Source organism: Burkholderia sp. DN3021, assembly GCF_049805555.1.
GTDB classification, from domain to species: domain Bacteria; phylum Pseudomonadota; class Gammaproteobacteria; order Burkholderiales; family Burkholderiaceae; genus Burkholderia; species Burkholderia pyrrocinia_C.
On the sequence record NZ_JBNCAB010000004.1, the window covers coordinates 117,002 to 133,374 of the forward strand.

The window sequence follows — 16,373 nt, forward strand, 5'->3', positions numbered from 1 at the left end:
CGAATGGAGAATCCGCGATGGAATTCCTCACCCTGAGCGCGTTGCCCGCCGGCATGCTGTTCGCGCTCGTCACGTCGATCACGCCCGGCCCGAACAACACGATGCTGCTCGCATCCGGCGTGAATTTCGGTTTCCGCCGCACGATGCCGCACCTGTTCGGCATCAGCATCGGCGTCGCGATCCTGATGCTTTGCGTCGGCTTCGGCCTCGGCGAAGCGTTCAGGCGCCTGCCGCTGCTGTACACGATCCTCGAAGCCGCGAGCGTCGCGTACCTGCTCTATCTCGCCTGGCGCATCGGCACGTCGGGCGAAGTGAAAGCGCACGGCGCCAAGCCGCGACCGATGACGTTCATCGAAGCCGCCGCGTTCCAGTGGGTCAACCCGAAAGCCTGGATGATGGTGCTGACCGCCGCGACGACGGTCCGCCTGTCCGCCGACTACGGCATGAACGCCGCGTGGATGGCCGTCGTATTCATCCTGATCGGCTTTCCGTGCATCTGCCTGTGGGCCGCGTTCGGCCTCGGCCTGCGCCGCTTCTTGTCGAATCGCCGCGCGTTGCGCATCTTCAACGTGACGATGGCCGTGCTTCTGATCCTGTCGCTGTATCCACTCATCGCGCACCTGCTGCCGCAGTGAGCGCTCACAGCGCGCCCGTTGAGATTCATGTGATGCAGGCGTACCCTTTCGGTACGGGCGCGCGCAGCCGCTTCGCGGTCGCGCCGCTGCTGCCGGGAGAAAGCCGATGAAACCCATGCTGAGGACGGGCGAGCATATCGAGGGGATGCACTGGATCGCCGAGTATCGCCCGCTCACGCACGACATCCGCGTGCTGCGCGAGAACATCGAAGTCGGCACTTACTGCGCGCCGCCCACGCTGTTCGGCGACGAGGAAGAGATGGGCGCCGCGAACCTCGCCGATCATCGCGGCCGGGAGGCCGCGCTGCGCGCGTATCTGCGCAACTTCGTCAAGGAACACGACGCGGAGGAATAGCGGCGCGAATGGCGCCGTTCGCAAAGGGCCGGAGCATCGCACCGGCCCGCGCTGCGCTCAATGCCCGAGCGATTCGATCTTGCCTGCCGGCTGCGCGACGCCATGCGGCCGCGCCATCTGCTTGATCAGCAGCGCGACACACGCGAGCACGCCCGCGACGGCGATCGTCGCGAACACGCCCGCGAACGTGAAGTGCCGGCGCGTCAGTTCGGCGACGAGGAACGACCCGGCAATCCCGCCGAAGCGGCCGACGCCGAGCATCCACGCGACGCCGGTGCCGCGCCCCTCGGTCGGATAGAACGCGGCGGCAAGCGCCGGCATCGACGATTGCGCGGTGTTCATCAGCACGCCGGCCACGAACACGACCAGCACGAGCAGCCCGACGTTGCCGGCCGCCTGCCCGATCGCATACACGCTCACCGCCGTCAGCGCATAGCACACGGCGATCACGCGGTTCGCGTTGAAGCGGTCCATCAGCACGCCGCACAGCACGGCGCCCACGCCGCCGAGCGGGAACAGCGCCGAGATCAGCGTCGCGCTCTTCGGCGTCAGGCCGGCATCCTTCAGCAGGATCGGCATCCAGTTGATCGACGCGTAGAAGATCACGAGGCCCATGAAGTACGCGATCCACAGCATCGCGGAGCCGACGATGTACGAGCGCGACAGCACGACGCCGAGCCCCTTGCCGCCCGTCTGCGGCGCGGCTTCGGTCATCGCGAACGAGCCGGCATTCAGCGCGTCGCGCGAGATGCGCGCGAGCGTTGCGCGGATCTTGTCGACGGCCTGGCCGCTCGCGACCATGAAACGCACCGATTCAGGCATCTTCAGCAGCAACAGCACGCCGAGCAGCAGCGGCGTCACGCCGCCGAGCATCAGCACGCTGCGCCAGCCGAAATGCGGAATCATCCACGCAGCCAGGAAACCGCCGAACGCGGCACCGAGCGGGAAGCCGCAGAACATCAGGTTGATCACGGTCGCGCGGCGCTTGTCCGGGCAGAATTCGCCCATCATCGTGACCGCGTTCGGCATCGCCGCGCCGAGCCCGACGCCGGTGATGAAGCGCAGGATCGTCAGGTGTCCGATGGTCGTCGAGAACGCGGACACGAAACACGCGACGCCGAACAGGAATACCGAGCCGAGCAGCAGCGAGCGGCGCCCGAGCCGGTCGGACAGCGGGCCCGACACGAGCGCACCGCACGCGAGGCCGAACAGCGCGGCGCTCAACACGGGCGCGAGATCGGGCTTGGTCAGGTTCCATTCGCCGAGCAGCGACGGCGCGATGAAGCCGATCGCGGCCGTATCGAAGCCGTCGAGCAGCACGATCACGAAACACATGAGGAACACGAGCCACTGAAAGCCGCCGAACGGCTGCTCGTTGATGAAGGTCTGGACATCGACCGTGGTTGCGCGATTCATCGCGAGTCTCCTGTGTCGACCGGAGTTGGCGCTTCAGCGCTTACTCCGGTCCCATATATGTATGAGCAATGCGGCATGGCAGCCGCGCCCTTCCTTTGTTCGCCCACCGGCCATCCGGTGTGCCGCGCGCCGATGCTCTGCCGGCGCGTTCATCGATCCCGTCGTCGACGGCACGCTTGCGACAGCGGGCCACACGATCGGTTGCGGTCGCCCTCAGCCGGCCGCTCCTGACCGGCCGTCTTACGCGGCCTCGTCCTGCTCCTTGAAGATCTTGTCCGCGAGATGGAACGCGGAATTCGCAGCCGGCACGCCGCAATAGATCGCGGTCTGCAGCAGCACTTCCTTGATCTCGTCGCGCGTCACGCCGTTGTTGCGCGCGGCGCGCAGATGCAGCGCCAGTTCCTCGCCGCGGTTCAGCGCCACCATCATCGCGATGGTCAGCAGGCTGCGCGTATGGCGCGGCAGGCCGTCGCGCGTCCAGATCTCGCCCCATGCATAGCGCGTGATCAGGTTCTGGAATTCGTCGGTCACCTCGGTGCGGTTCTCGAGCGAACGGTCGACGTGCGCATCGCCGAGCACCGCGCGGCGCACCTTCATCCCTGCTTCGTAACGTTCCTGGTCGTCCATCGCCGGTGCCTCACGCAGTCAGGAAATCGAGCAGCGCGCGGTTGAAGCCGCCGGTGCACTCGATGTTCGAAATGTGCGCGGCGTCGAATTCGACGTGAAGCGCACCGGGAATCGCGGCAGCCAGCGCACGGCCCTGGTCGGGCGGCGTCGACATGTCCTTCGCGCCGGTCACGACGAGCACCGGCAGCGTGATGCCTTTCACCTCTTCGCGCAGGTCGGCCGCGTTCAGCGCGTCGCAGTTCGCCGCGTAGCCGTCCTTGTCGGTATGCACGAAGGTGTCGCGGATCGCGTCGAACAGGCGCGGCTCGCGTTCGACGAACGCGTCGGTGAACCAGCGCGGCAGCACGGCGTCGGCAAGCGCGGCCATGCCTTCGGCGCGCGCCTTCTGCGCACGCGGCGCCCACACTTCCGGCGAACCGATCTTCGCGGCGGTGTTCGACAGCACCGCACGAACGATACGCGACGGGTAGCGCGCGGCCAGCGCGGCGCCCGTCAGCCCGCCCATCGAGATCCCGCAGAAATGCGCGCGCGCGATGCCGACGTGGTCGAGCAGGCCGATCACGTCGCCCGCGAGCTGGTCGATCGTGTACGAACCGGCCGGCGCGTCGGAATGGCCGTGGCCGCGCGTGTCGTAGCGCAGGATGTTGAAGTGCTGCGTGAGCGGACGGATCTGCGGCGCCCACATCTGCAGGTCGGCGCCGAGCGAGTTCGAGAAGACGAGCCACGGCGCGTCGTCGCGCGCGGCACGGTCGATCCGGTAATGCAGTTTCACGCCGTTGACAGTGGCGAAAGGCATCAATGTTCTCCTGGTTGGGTCGTGCCCGCATGCAGCGCGAGCACGGCGTCGACATAGGCCTGCGCCTCGCCGACGTAATGTGCGGGATCGAGCAGCCGCGCGAGCGCGTCGCGCGACAGGTGGGCGGACACGGCTGCATCGGCGGCGAGCACGTCGAACAGCGTCGCGCCGGTGCGCACGGCTTCCTTCGACGCATGCTCGACGACATGATGCGCATCGAGCCGGCCGATCCGGTCGCCGAGCGCGAGCATCACGGCTTCGCCGAGGATCAGCCCGTGCGTCAGGTCGAGGTTCGCGGCAAGGCGTTCGGTATTGACGTCGAGGCCCGCGACGATCTGCGCGATCTGCGCGAGCGCGCCGCCCGTCAGCCGCGCGAGGTCGGGCAGCGCATCCCATTCGGCCTGCCAGCCGCCGAGCGCGCGCTCGTGCTCCTGGACCATCCCCGCGAACACCGTCGCGACGAGGTTCGGCGCGCGTACGGCGGCGGTCAGCACGGCCGCGCAGCCGACCGGGTTGCGCTTGTGCGGCATCGTCGACGAGCCGCCCTTGCCGGCGGCGGCCGGCTCGCCGAGTTCGCCGACTTCGGTCTGCATCTGCAGCGACACGTCGCGCGCGATCTTGCCGAGCGTACCCGTCAACATCCCGAAGCATGATGCGGCTTCCGCGATGCGGTCGCGCTGCGTATGCCACGGCACGGCCGGCACGGCGAGCTTCAGGTCGGCCGCGAGTGCGGCCGTGACGCCACGCGCGTGCTCGCGCAGGCTCGCGAGCGTACCGGCCGCGCCGCCGAATTGCAGCACCAGCATGCGCTCGCGCAATTCGGCGAAGCGCGCGCGATGGCGCAGCAGCGCATCGAGCCATTGGGCGAATTTCAGGCCGAGCGTGATCGGCAGCGCCTGCTGCAGCCAGGTGCGGCCGATCATCGGCGTCGCGCGATGCGTGCGCGCGAGCGCCGCGAGCGATGCGCACGCCTGGTCGAGCATCGGCTCGAGCACGTCGAGCGTGTCGCGCAGCTGCAGCACGGTGGCGGTATCGATGATGTCCTGGCTCGTCGCGCCCCAGTGCACGAATTTCGCGGCCTCGGGGTCGTCGGCCTTCACTTGCGCGGTGAGCTGCCTGACGAGCGGAATCGCAAGATTGCCGCCAAGCGCCGCGCCGTGTGCGAGCGCGTCGGCGTCGAGCCGGCTTGCGTCGCACGCCCGTTCGATCGGCGCGACCGCGGCGGCGGGAATCACCTGCTGCGCGGCGAGCGCGCGCGCGAGCGCGGCCTCGACGTCGAGCATCCGCTGGATCGTCGCGCGCGGCGACCAGATCCGGTTGAGCGGCTCGGTGCCGCAGATGAGGGAGGTCAGGCGGGCGCTGTCTTCGAGCATGGCATCAGATTGGGGAAACGGCGTGCGCCTATTGTCCACCCAAGCGCGCCGGCGTGCGCTCGATCGCGCGCGCCGGCACGCCTGCGGTTCAGGCAGCGGCCTTTTGCGTCGCGTCGATCAGCGGCACGCCGGTCAGCTTCTGCAGTTCGTCGAACGACAGGTCGGTGAAGATCTCGCTCACCGCGAGGCCGTCGGCCGTCACGTCGAGCACGGCGAGATCCGTATAGATACGGCTCACGCATTGCACGCCGGTGACCGGATACGAGCACTGCGCGACGATCTTGCTCTCGCCCTGCTTCGTCAGGTGCTCCATCATCACGAACACCTGCTTTGCGCCGATCGCGAGGTCCATCGCGCCGCCGACGGCAGGAATCGCATCGGGTGCGCCCGTATGCCAGTTCGCGAGATCGCCGTTCGCGGACACCTGGAACGCGCCGAGCACGCAGTAGTCGAGGTGGCCGCCGCGCATCATCGCGAACGAATCGGCGTGGTGAAAATACGCGCCGCCGGTGAGCAGCGTCACGTGCTGCTTGCCGGCGTTGATCAGTTCGTCGTCTTCTGCGCCCGGCGCGGGCGCGGGGCCCATGCCGAGCAGGCCGTTCTCGCTGTGCAGGAAGATTTCCTTGCTCGGGTCGAGGTGGTTCGCCACCAGCGTCGGCACGCCGATGCCGAGGTTCACGTACGCGCCTTCGGGGATGTCCTGCGCGACGCGCTTGGCCATTTCATCGCGGGTCAGTCGTTTCATCTGGTTATCTCCCTCAAGCGGCTTGCGATGCAGCGTGTTCGGCGGCCAGCTCGGCCGCATGGGCGGCCTGCGGCACCTCGACGATGCGCTGTACGAAAATGCCCGGCGTCACGATGTGTTCCGGGTTCAGCGCGCCGAGCGGCACGACTTCCGACACCTGCACGATCGCGACCTTCGCGGCGCTGGCCATGATCGGCCCGAAGTTGCGCGCGGTCTTGCGATACACGAGATTGCCCCAGCGATCGCCCTTGTACGCCTTCACGAGCGCGAAATCGGCGTGGATCGGCGTCTCGAACACATACGGCTTGCCGTCGATCACGCGCGTTTCCTTGCCTTCCGCGAGCTTGGTGCCATAACCCGTCGGCGTGAAGAAGCCGCCGATGCCGGCGCCCGCCGCGCGGATGCGCTCAGCGAGATTGCCCTGCGGCACGAGCTCCAGCTCGATCTCGCCCGCGCGGTACAGCGCGTCGAACACCTGCGAGTCGCTCTGGCGCGGGAACGAGCAGATGATCTTGCGCACCTGTTTCGCCTTGAGCAGCGCCGCCAGGCCCGTCTCGCCGTTGCCCGCGTTGTTGTTGACGATCGTCAGGTCGCGCGCGCCCTGTTCGATCAGCGCGTCGATCAGCTCGGACGGCATGCCGGCCGTGCCGAAGCCGCCGATCATGATTGTCGCGCCATCGTGGACGTCGGCAACCGCCGACTGAAGCGATTCGAAAATCTTGTTGACCATGTCTCTTCCTGATACGAACCCGCGGCACGATGCGCGGCCTGTCGAGGGGACACGCGCGTGCCGCGTGCCGCGCCGGGCCGATTTCGACCCCGGCATTTGTTCGCTATTCGAACCTAGATTCGATTAGCGAACGATGGGCCGATCATAGAGTCGCGCACAGCGCGTTGTCAAGGCGGGTTGCCTCGGGGGTCACTGCATCGTCGAACGGCAGCCCGACGTAGTTTTCGGCGAGCGACTGCGCGGCGGCCCGCGAGCGCGTCACGTATTTCAGTTCGGCAAACTTCAGGCGATTGACGAACGGCGAATCCTCCGGCGACGAATGCAGCATGTTCGTCATGAAGTACGAGAAGTGCTCGGCGCGCCATACGCGCTCGAGGCAGGTCGCCGTATACGTGTCGAGCGGCGTCGCATCGCCCGTCCGGTAGCGCGCGCCGAGCGCGCGGGACAGCGCGCGGACGTCGGCGACCGCAAGGTTCATCCCCTTCGCGCCGGTCGGCGGCACGATGTGCGCGGCGTCGCCGGCGAGGAACAGCCGGCCGTGCTGCATCGTCTCCGACACGAAGCTGCGCATCGGCGTCACGCTTTTCTGCGTGATCCGGCGCTCGGTCGGCGTCCAGCCCGTGTCGTTCGAGAAGCGCGTGTGCAGTTCGTCCCAGATTCGCGCGTCGGACCATTCGGCGAGGTTTTCGTCGGGCTTGCATTGCAGGTACAGGCGCGTGACGGTCGGCGAGCGCATCGAGAACAGCGCGAAGCCGTTGTCGTGATGCGCGTACACCAGTTCGTCGAGCGACGGCGCCGCGTCGGCGAGGATGCCGAGCCACGCGAACGGGTAGACGCGCTCGAACGTGTTCAGCCGCTCGGCCGGGATCGTCTGGCGCGCGATGCCGTGGAAGCCGTCGCAGCCGGCGATGTAGTCGCAGTCGATGCGGTCCGCGCGGCCGTCCGCGTGCTTGAACGTGACGAACGGGTGTTCGCCTTCGACGTCGTGCAGCGCGACGTCGCTGACTTCGAAGTGCATCGGGTGGCCGTGCTCGACGCCGGCCGCGATCAGGTCGCGCACGACTTCATGCTGGCTGTAGACGGTGATCGCGCGCCCGCCGGTCAGCTCGGACAGGTCGATGCGGTGGCGCTGCCCGGAGAACAGCAGCTCGATGCCGTGATGCTCGAGCCCTTCGCGGCGCATCCGGTCGCCGAGGCCGGCTTCGTTCAGCGTATCGACCGTGCCCTGCTCCAGCACGCCGGCACGGATGCGGTTCTCGCAGTATTCGCGCGAACGCGCTTCGACGAGGATGGAATCGACGCCTTGCAGGCGCAGCAGATGGGAAAGCAGAAGGCCGGACGGACCGGCGCCGATGATCGCGACTTGGGTGCGCATTGTTCGTCTCCAGAACATTAATTCGAATCGTGGAACACATTTGAGCGCTTTCCCGACTATGCGGCAACGCGATTCAGGAGATATGTTGTATACGTTTTGAAGATATTGGCCCGATGATGGATTCGCTCGATCTGAACCTCATTCCCTACCTCGTCGCGCTCGACGACACGCGCAACGTGAGCCGCGCCGGCGACCTGCTCGGCGTGAGCCAGCCGCGCGTGAGCACGGCGCTCGGCCGGCTGCGCGAGTATTTCGGCGATCCGCTGTTCGTGCGCACGTCGCGCGGGATGGAGCCGACGCCGCGCGCGCTCGCGCTGCTGCCGGCCGCACGAGACGCGCTCGCGCAGATCGAGCGCGGCCTCGTCGCGCCGCACGACTTCGATCCGGCCGCAAGCACCCATACGTTCTCGATCGCGCTGTCGGACGTCGGCGAGATCGTGTTCCTGCCGAAGCTGCTGCAGTCGTTCGCGACGCGCGCGCCGCACGCAAACCTGCGTTCGGTCTCGCTCGCGCACGACGAAGTCGGCCGCGGCCTCGAAGCCGGGTCGATCGATCTCGCGGTCGGCTACTTCCCCGATCTGGACGGCAACAACTTCTTCCAGCAACGGTTGTTCACGCACCGGTTCGTGTGCCTGATGCGCCGCGGCCATCCGCTCGAACAGACGCCGCCGTTCACGGTCGAGCAGTTCCTCGCGTGCGGGCACGCGGTGGTGCGCGCCGAAGGGCGCAGCCAGGAAGTGCTCGAGAAATACCTGGCGAAGCAGCGCATGCAGCGCCGCGCGGTGCTCGAGACGCCGCACTTCATGAGCCTGCCGTTCATCCTGAGCCGCACCGACCTGATCGCGACGGTGCCGCATGCGATCGGCTATGCGTACGCAGCCGAGCATGCGTTCATCGTGCCCGTCGAGCCGCCGCTCGCGCTGCCGCGCTTCGACCTGAAGCAGCACTGGCATCGCAAGTACCACAACGATCCGCGCACCGCGTGGCTGCGCGGCGTCGTCGCGTCGCTGTTCAACGACGAGCAGGACGAATGGCCGAAGTGAGCGCTAGGGCCTGTTCGCGCTAGCACGCACGACCCGCGAAAGCATGAAACAATTGCCGGATATCGGCCGCCGCAGGCGGCCTTCGATGGAGCCACTACATGGGTAAAAAATCCGCACGGCCCGAGCAGGCCGCATCCCGGCCGAGCCGCGAAGAAGCAGAGGCCGCCGTTCGCGTGCTGTTGCGCTGGGCCGGCGACGATCCCGCACGCGAAGGCCTGGTCGACACGCCCGCGCGCGTCGTGCGCGCGTACGAGCAGTTCTTCGCCGGCTATGCGGTGGAGCCGCGCGACATCCTCGCGCGCACGTTCAGCGAAGTCGACGGCTACGACGAGATGATCGTGCTGAAGGACATCCGCTTCGAGAGCTACTGCGAGCACCACATGGTGCCGATCATCGGCCGCGCGCACGTCGCGTATCTGCCGAACCATCGCGTGGTCGGCATCTCGAAGCTCGCGCGCCTCGTCGACGCGTTCGCGAAGCGCCTGCAGATCCAGGAAAAGATGACCGTGCAGATCGCCGATACGCTGTTCGACGTGCTGCAGCCGAAGGGCGTCGGCGTGATCCTCGAAGCCGCGCACCAGTGCATCTCGACGCGCGGCGTGCACAAGCCGGGCGTCGAGATGGTCACGTCGCGCATGCTCGGTTCGTTCCGCACCGATCCGTCGACGCGGCGCGAATTCCTGTCGATCGTCGCCAATCCTTCTTCAGTCAACCTGACGAATACGTAATGGAGTCGACGAAGCAAACGGCGCATGCGCCCGTCGTGCTCGTGACCGGCGCCGCGCGCCGGGCCGGGCGCGCGTTCGCCGAGTATTTCGCCGCACACGGCTATCGCACCGCGGTGCACTACGATCGTTCGGCCGATGCCGCAAACGCGGCGGCCCGCGCGATCGCCGAGCGCGGGCACGATTCGGTCGCGCTGCAGGCCGACCTGTCTGATGCCGCGCAGATCACCGCGCTGATCGACCAGGTGTATGCGCGCTTCGGGCGCCTCGACGTGCTCGTCAACAACGCGTCGGTGTTCTGGCAGGACCATTTCCCGAGCTTCGATCTCGCGGCATTCGACCAGGCATGGGCCGTCAACTGCCGCGCGCCGATCCTGCTCACGCGCGCATTCTACGAACGGGCGCGCGCCGCCGGCACGCAGGGTGTCGTCGTGAATGTGGTCGACCAGAAGATCAAGGAAAACTTTCACCGCGACCATTTCAGCTACACGGTCGCAAAGGCCGCGCTCGGCAACCTCACGCAGATGCTCGCGCTGTCATGCGCACCCGTGCTGCGCGTGAACGCGGTATTCCCGGGGCTGATGCTGCCGAGCGACGACCAGACGCAGGCCGACTTCGAACACGCGAGCCGCGCATCGACGCCGCTCGCGCGCATCGCAGGCCCCGACGACGTCGCGAGCGCGATCCTGCTGCTGACGGGCAACGCCTACAACGGCGTGGATTTCGTGGTGGATGCGGGGCAGAACCTGATCCGCGTCGACCAGGACGTGCTGTACAAGCACCGCTCGCCCGCCGGCAAGCACTGATGCACGCGCAGCGGCGGCCGGCGGCCGCGCGCCGCGTTACGGCTTGTCGGCGCTGCCGCCTTCGCGGGCCCTGGTCTGCGCGACGCTCGTGCCGGGCGGCACGCTGTGCGTAAGCCACACGTTGCCGCCGATCACCGAGCCGCGCCCGATCGTCACACGGCCGAGAATCGTCGCACCCGCATAGATCACCACGTCGTCCTCGACGATCGGGTGCCGTGCGTTGCCCTTGACCAGCGCACCTTCGCCATCGGCAGGGAAGCTCTTCGCGCCGAGCGTGACGGCCTGGTACAAGCGCACGCGCTCGCCGATGATCGCCGTCTCGCCGATCACGACACCGGTGCCATGATCGATGAAGAAGCTCGGGCCGATCTGCGCGCCGGGGTGGATGTCGATGCCGGTGGCCGAGTGGGCGATTTCATTGATGAAGCGCGCGAGCAGCGGCACGCCGAGCTGGTGCAGCGCGTGCGCGAGCCGGTGGTGCATCATCGCCAGCACGCCCGGATAGCACAGCAGGATCTCGGTGATGTGCTGCGCGGCCGGATCGCCTGCGTACGCGGCCTGGATGTCGCTGACGAGCAGCGCGCGGACCGCCGGCAACTGCCGGCCGAACTCGCGCGCGATCTCGAACGCGCGCTCGTCGAGTTCCGCGAACGGCGTGTCCGCATGCTCGGGCAGGAACGGCAGCGCGCGGCGAATCTGCTCGCACAGCACGCGCAGCGTGCTTTCGAGCGTGTGGCCGACGTAGTAGTCGACGCTTTCGTCGGTGAGATCCGGCGCGCCGTAATGCGTCGGAAACATCGACGCGCGCAGGCCGGTCACAATCTTGCAGATCGCATCGCGGGACGGCAGTTCGCGGATGCCGCGCGGATGGCGCGTGCGATGGAGTTCCTCGCGCGACTCGCGCAAGCCGGCTACGATTTCTTCGAGGCCCCACTGACGGACGGGTGATGTCGACATATGCAAATGCAGGCGGCCGCGCTCGGTCGCACGGCCGCTAATAAAGTGACGGGTTCCACAAGATTACCGCGTTTTTTGTCCGGGAGCGGCACACCGGGGGATCGGCCGGACGGCCGACGATGCGGGAAACGCGATGGCGTCAGATCACGATGCTGCTCGCGTCGATCCAGCGCACGGCCCAGTCGCGCGCGTGCGCGATCGCGGCGCCTTCGTCGTTGAACTGGAGCTCGGTCGGGAAAAAACGGTTCGCAACCAACTCCCCGTCGCTCGATCGGGAGATCACGACGTAGGGCTTGAACGAACCGTCACTGGCGCGCGCGGGCGCGCAATTCAACAGATAACCGCGGTGCGTGAAGGCAGTAGTCGCTTGCATGAATCCGCCACCTCTAGTCCCTTGCTTTGTTGTTCACTACCCGTCTTTAAGGGTGCTGCGGCGCCCCGGCGCGGGCAGAGGCGGCGAGATCGAATCCCCTGTCGCCGCTTCGCAGGAAAAGAATCATACTCTGTAGAAAACGCGTCTTCTAGCTGAAATAAATCATGACAAATCAGTGCGCGTCGCGCGACCGCGGCGGTCGCCCGCGCGCCTTTTCCCGTCGAACCCGGAACGGGATTTGCTTCGATCCGAAGCGCTTCGCCGCCAGGAGAGCCGTGATGGAATCATCCGGTCAAACAGGTCGTTTGCATCCGCACAGCGTCGAGCTCGACAACGACAACACCCACGACAGCACGGTCGACACCGACGGCAAGAACCGCGAGGCGTGGCTTCTCGCCGGCGGCGGGCCAATCTCGCCCGACCAGATCACGGGCAGCAACGCGTCGCTCGTCGATTCGATGCCCGAAGCCGGCGACGGCCTCGCCGGTTTCGACAGCCGCGCCGGCGGCAACCATCCGGCGTTCGCGCTGCGCGCGGGCTACGTGATGATCGAGAAAGGCTTCGCCGCGCCGTCGCCCGCGGACGATGCGCAGTTCGGCCCCGTCCACCGGATGTACGGCAGCGCGTACTGGCCCGGCCACGGACGGCGGCCGGAACGCGTGATCGAGTTGACGGCCGTACCGAGGTAGCCGGCGCGGCGTTTGAATCGATCGTTCGTTTGCGGATCGGCATCGGTCGACGATCGATGCCGGCGGATTGGCGCACGCGACGGGTGCGCAAGCGAACGATTCCGCGCGTCGGCATCGGCGGTTTTATGCATGCCGCGAATCGCGCCGACGCACATGCGTTGATCGAAGTCATGTCGAAACGGCGCGGTTGCGATTGAATGGCGATGCGCGCGGTTCATCGGCGCGGCTGTTGCACCGTGTCGGTGCGGCATGCACGCGCCGCGATGCGTGCACCTGTGCAACGCGCGATTCCGATACCCGCGCATCCGTTCCCGGCGACGATGCGGTCTTCATCCACCATCGCTCGGAACCGGCTGTCGCGAGCCGCGCGGCGGCCACGCGAACGACGGATGCGACGCAGCCATGCGATACGCGTCGCGCAGTGCGGCATGCATCGCGTGCATGGCCGTGCGCCGCGGCGCCGGAGGCGCTGCTGTAGCGCGGCAGGACAGGCACCACACTGCGAAGTCCCCGCCATTGGTTTACCCTGCCTCGCAGCATTGCTCAGACTGATCGGCCATCCGGCCGACTTCGTTTCAACCCGCCACTCGGAGACACTATGTACAAGCGTATTCTGGTTGCCGTCGACGGCAGCAACACGTCCCGCCATGCGTTCGATGCCGCGCTGGCGCTCGCGAAAGCACACGGCGCCGAGCTGCAACCGTTCTACGTCGTCGAGAACGCCGAGATCTACTACAACGTGCCGGGCTACGATCCGTCCGTGCTGCGCGATCAGCTCGTCGCGCAAGGCAACGAGCTCGCAAAGGATTTCACGAAGCTGATGCAGGCAGCGGGCGTGAAAGGCGATACGAAGCTGGCCGAAGCGACGTCGCTCAACGATGTGTCGCAGCTGATCCTCGAGGGCGCGAAGGCGTTCGGCGCCGATCTGCTCGTGCTCGGCACGCACGGCCGCCGCGGGTTCCGCCGTCTCGTGCTCGGCAGCATCGCCGAACAATGCGTGCGGCACGCGACGCTGCCCGTGCTGCTGATTCCGGCCGCCGCCAACACGGACGAGCAAGCCGCATGAACGGCGTTCGGCATCCGCGGCCGGTCGCGACGTTTTGTCACCCGACAGCGACAACTTGCGGTGGGACAATGATTCAGTCGATTCAATGCCGGAGTAAACGATCATGCTGACGCCCGTCGCCACACGTACCGCCGCCACGCCTCATGCCGGCAGCTGGGCTCCTCGCCAGGCCGCGCACTGCTCGTCGTGCGCAATGCGGCACCTGTGCATGCCGCAGGGCCTGGCGCCCGAAGCGCTCAGCCGCCTCGAATCGGTCATCTGCGCGGCGCGCCCCGTCAAGCGCGGCGAAGCGCTGTTCCGCGAAGGCGACGCATTCGACAACCTGTACGCGGTGCGCTCGGGTTCGCTGAAAACCGTCGCCACGCGCCACGACGGCCGCGAACAGGTCACGGGCCTGCATCTCGCGGGCGAAGCGCTCGGCCTCGACGGCATCTGCGACGACACGCATCCGCGCACCGCGGTCGCGCTCGAAGACAGCTCCGTCTGCGTGATTCCGTACAGCGCGCTGAAGGCGCTGTGCTCGGAAGCCGGCTCGATGCAGTTGCGCATGCACAAGCTGATGAGCGAACAGATCGTGCGCGAAACGTCGCAGACGATGCTGCTCGGTTCGCTGAATGCCGAAGAACGTGTCGCCGCGTTCCTGCTCGACGTATCGTCGCGCTACCTGAAGCGCGGTTACTCGCCGTCGGAATTCAACCTGCGGATGACACGCGAAGACATCGGCAGCTACCTCGGCATGACGCTCGAAACGGTCAGCCGCACGTTGTCCAAGTTCCAGAAGCGCGGCCTGATCGAAATGCAGGGCCGTCATGTGCAGATCATCGACTTCGACGGCCTGCATCACGTCTGATCCCGCACGGCGCGCGCATCTCGCGCGCCGCCCGCGTGACGTTACCGATCAGTCGAGAAACAGCGCGGCGCGCGCCTTCAGCGCCGCGCTGAAATCGTCGAGCCAGCCGATCGACAGACGCCAGCTCTGCCAGTAAAGATCGATGTCGACAGTGCGCCCGCGCGACATGTCGACCAGTTCGCCCGCCGCCAGTTGCCGGTCGACCATCCGGTCCGGGCACATCCCCCACCCCAATCCCGTTTCGCATGCGCGCAGATAGCCCGCGACGTGCGGTATCCAGTGCTGCGGCGGATCGAGATCCGCGCGCGTCACGCGCCGGATGAAACGCGCCTGCAGCCCGTCCTTCGGATTGAACATCACGCACGGCGCACGGCGCAGCGCATCGCGCGTGATGCCCGCACTGAAATAGCGTTCGTAAAACGCCGGCGAGCACACCGCGCGATAGCGGATACGCCCGAGCCGCTCCGACCGGCATCCCTGGATCGGCTCGGCCTGCGCGGTCACGGCGCCCTGCACGCTGCCGTCGCGGATGCGCGCCGCCGTGTAGTCCTGGTCGTCGATCACGAGGTCGAGCAACGTTTCGCGCTCCGTGCAGAACGGCCCGACCGCGTCGATGAACCACGTCGCGACGCTGTCGTCGTTGACGGCCACGCGCAACATCGGCCATGCGCTCGCAATCTGGCCCGGCAGCGCCGGCATCCGGCCGCCAAGCTCGGCCTCGAGCAGTTGCACGCGCTCGGTATGCCGGCACAGCAGTGCGCCCGACGTCGTCGCGACGCACGGCTGCCCGCGCTTGACCAGCACGCTGCCGACGCGCTCCTCCAGCAGCTTCACGCGCTGCGACACCGCCGACGGCGTGACGTTCAGCTCCTTGGCCGCACGCTCGAACGAGCCGTACCGGATCACGGCTGCGAGGGCATCGAGCAGGGCGTAGTCGAGCATTAGATTTCCTTAATCTGCATTAGGTAAATTAGCTTCTCTTATTCTCATGCTGACCGCAGACTAGCGCTACACGATTCATCCGTCTACTGCTTCTACTGCTGTCACCACCATGAACTGGCTCGCTTTTTCCCACGGCGCCGCACTGTGCGCGTCGCTCATCGTCACCATCGGCGCGCAGAACGCGTTCGTGCTCCGCCAAGGCATCATGCGCTCGCATGTCGGCAAGATCGTGCTGCTGTGCGCGCTGTCCGACATGATCCTGATCGGCGCCGGCGTCGGCGGCGCATCGGTGCTCGTCGAGCGTTATCCGACGTTCGTCCACGCGGTGCTGTATGTCGGCCTCGCGTATCTCGCGTGGTTCGGCATCAACGCGCTGCGCCGCGCGTTCAAGCCGGGCCACGCAACGCTCGACGTGCGCGGCGACGCGGTCGCGCCGCCGCCGCAGAGCGGGCTCGCGATCGTGCTGATGACGCTCGCGTTCACGTGGCTCAACCCGCACGTATATCTCGACACGTTCCTGCTGATCGGCACGGCCGGCGCGCGCGAGCCGGAAGGCGCGCGGCTCGCGTTCGCGATCGGCGCAATGGCGGTCAGCGTCGTGTGGTTTCTCGGGCTTGGTTACGGTGCGCGATTGCTGGCGCCGTGGTTCCGCAAGGCCGTTGCGTGGCGCGTGCTGGATGGCGCGATCGGCAGCATGGTGCTGTTTCTCGCGGCCGTGCAGTTGCGCTGACCGACTCGCCGTCGCACGGGCGGCTGCGTGCCGCCGGTGCGCCGATCCGTTCCTGCGCCACGTCGGGGGCGTCCCGCCTTCACGCCTGCTTCCGCCGACACGGCATCCCGCTTCCCGCAGCGCATCGCCGCCGCGAAATT

General features: G+C 67.1%; 19 protein-coding genes. 9 read left to right on the plus strand and 10 right to left on the minus strand.

Annotation, left to right across the window (positions count from 1 at the left end; genetic code table 11):
• The first annotated feature begins 17 nt into the window (after positions 1-17).
• Together ACPUER_RS03920 and ACPUER_RS03925 are read left to right on the plus strand one after the other, a co-directional pair.
• A complete protein-coding gene (locus tag ACPUER_RS03920) occupies positions 18-635 on the plus strand; it encodes a LysE family translocator (protein ID WP_425130405.1) in 618 nt (205 codons plus the stop codon).
• 106 nt (positions 636-741) lie between these two features.
• Positions 742-990 carry a hypothetical protein gene (locus ACPUER_RS03925; protein ID WP_175959823.1) on the plus strand — a complete coding sequence of 83 codons (249 nt, stop codon included), beginning with the start codon at positions 742-744 and terminating at the stop codon, positions 988-990.
• A 57-nt stretch (positions 991-1,047) separates the two neighbouring features.
• On the opposite strand, the gene ACPUER_RS03930 is transcribed toward ACPUER_RS03925, so the two are convergent.
• From ACPUER_RS03930 to ACPUER_RS03960, 7 genes are all read right to left on the minus strand, one after another.
• Entirely contained in the window at positions 1,048-2,406 is a 1,359-nt protein-coding gene (locus tag ACPUER_RS03930; RefSeq protein WP_425130406.1) for an MFS transporter, read from the minus strand.
• A 240-nt stretch (positions 2,407-2,646) separates the two neighbouring features.
• Positions 2,647-3,033, minus strand: a complete 387-nt coding sequence (gene pcaC / locus ACPUER_RS03935; protein WP_096475453.1) for a 4-carboxymuconolactone decarboxylase — start codon at positions 3,031-3,033, stop codon at positions 2,647-2,649.
• Positions 3,034-3,043: 10 nt separating this feature from the next.
• Positions 3,044-3,829: a 3-oxoadipate enol-lactonase gene (pcaD, locus tag ACPUER_RS03940; protein ID WP_175959826.1), complete on the minus strand. Its 786-nt coding sequence runs from the start codon at positions 3,827-3,829 to the stop codon at positions 3,044-3,046.
• Positions 3,829-5,202 (minus strand): 3-carboxy-cis,cis-muconate cycloisomerase, encoded by a 1,374-nt coding sequence (locus ACPUER_RS03945; RefSeq protein ID WP_425130407.1) that lies wholly within the window; start codon positions 5,200-5,202, stop codon positions 3,829-3,831. Before ACPUER_RS03945 ends, pcaD begins: the two co-directional genes overlap by 1 nt.
• A gap of 88 nt (positions 5,203-5,290) precedes the next feature.
• Positions 5,291-5,947 (minus strand): CoA transferase subunit B, encoded by a 657-nt coding sequence (locus ACPUER_RS03950; protein WP_047903702.1) that lies wholly within the window; start codon positions 5,945-5,947, stop codon positions 5,291-5,293.
• Between the two features lie 13 nt (positions 5,948-5,960).
• On the minus strand, positions 5,961-6,677 hold the full coding sequence (locus ACPUER_RS03955; protein ID WP_310130217.1) for a 3-oxoacid CoA-transferase subunit A: 717 nt from the start codon (positions 6,675-6,677) through the stop codon (positions 5,961-5,963).
• 142 nt (positions 6,678-6,819) lie between these two features.
• Complete coding sequence (locus ACPUER_RS03960; RefSeq protein ID WP_425130408.1) at positions 6,820-8,052, minus strand: 4-hydroxybenzoate 3-monooxygenase; 1,233 nt, start codon at positions 8,050-8,052, stop codon at positions 6,820-6,822.
• A gap of 116 nt (positions 8,053-8,168) precedes the next feature.
• On the opposite strand from ACPUER_RS03960, the gene ACPUER_RS03965 reads away from it, so the two are divergent.
• The 3 genes from ACPUER_RS03965 (at position 8,169) to ACPUER_RS03975 (ending at position 10,626) form a co-directional block, all read left to right on the plus strand.
• Positions 8,169-9,095: a LysR family transcriptional regulator gene (locus tag ACPUER_RS03965; RefSeq protein ID WP_425130436.1), complete on the plus strand. Its 927-nt coding sequence runs from the start codon at positions 8,169-8,171 to the stop codon at positions 9,093-9,095.
• 98 nt (positions 9,096-9,193) lie between these two features.
• The gene (gene folE, locus ACPUER_RS03970) at positions 9,194-9,823 is read left to right on the plus strand and encodes a GTP cyclohydrolase I FolE (protein ID WP_034181462.1); all 630 of its coding nucleotides are present in this window, start codon (positions 9,194-9,196) and stop codon (positions 9,821-9,823) included.
• Positions 9,823-10,626 carry an SDR family oxidoreductase gene (locus tag ACPUER_RS03975; protein WP_175959830.1) on the plus strand — a complete coding sequence of 268 codons (804 nt, stop codon included), beginning with the start codon at positions 9,823-9,825 and terminating at the stop codon, positions 10,624-10,626. Before folE ends, ACPUER_RS03975 begins: the two co-directional genes overlap by 1 nt.
• A 36-nt stretch (positions 10,627-10,662) precedes the next feature.
• On the opposite strand, the gene epsC is transcribed toward ACPUER_RS03975, so the two are convergent.
• Entirely contained in the window at positions 10,663-11,583 is a 921-nt protein-coding gene (epsC, locus tag ACPUER_RS03980) for a serine O-acetyltransferase EpsC (RefSeq protein WP_175959831.1), read from the minus strand.
• 139 nt (positions 11,584-11,722) lie between these two features.
• Positions 11,723-11,956, minus strand: a complete 234-nt coding sequence (locus ACPUER_RS03985) for a hypothetical protein (protein WP_034181465.1) — start codon at positions 11,954-11,956, stop codon at positions 11,723-11,725.
• A gap of 278 nt (positions 11,957-12,234) precedes the next feature.
• On the opposite strand from ACPUER_RS03985, the gene ACPUER_RS03990 reads away from it, so the two are divergent.
• The 3 genes from ACPUER_RS03990 to fnr all read left to right on the plus strand — a co-directional run bounded on the left by ACPUER_RS03990 (position 12,235) and on the right by fnr (position 14,561).
• Positions 12,235-12,645: a DUF3005 domain-containing protein gene (locus ACPUER_RS03990; RefSeq protein ID WP_175959832.1), complete on the plus strand. Its 411-nt coding sequence runs from the start codon at positions 12,235-12,237 to the stop codon at positions 12,643-12,645.
• A 598-nt stretch (positions 12,646-13,243) separates the two neighbouring features.
• Positions 13,244-13,711: a universal stress protein gene (locus ACPUER_RS03995; RefSeq protein WP_425130409.1), complete on the plus strand. Its 468-nt coding sequence runs from the start codon at positions 13,244-13,246 to the stop codon at positions 13,709-13,711.
• A gap of 103 nt (positions 13,712-13,814) precedes the next feature.
• Positions 13,815-14,561: a fumarate/nitrate reduction transcriptional regulator Fnr gene (gene fnr / locus ACPUER_RS04000; protein ID WP_034181468.1), complete on the plus strand. Its 747-nt coding sequence runs from the start codon at positions 13,815-13,817 to the stop codon at positions 14,559-14,561.
• A gap of 48 nt (positions 14,562-14,609) precedes the next feature.
• On the opposite strand, the gene ACPUER_RS04005 is transcribed toward fnr, so the two are convergent.
• A complete protein-coding gene (locus tag ACPUER_RS04005) occupies positions 14,610-15,503 on the minus strand; it encodes a LysR family transcriptional regulator ArgP (protein WP_174416869.1) in 894 nt (297 codons plus the stop codon).
• A gap of 109 nt (positions 15,504-15,612) precedes the next feature.
• On the opposite strand from ACPUER_RS04005, the gene ACPUER_RS04010 reads away from it, so the two are divergent.
• On the plus strand, positions 15,613-16,233 hold the full coding sequence (locus ACPUER_RS04010; protein ID WP_034181470.1) for a LysE/ArgO family amino acid transporter: 621 nt from the start codon (positions 15,613-15,615) through the stop codon (positions 16,231-16,233).
• Positions 16,234-16,373 lie beyond the last annotated feature (140 nt).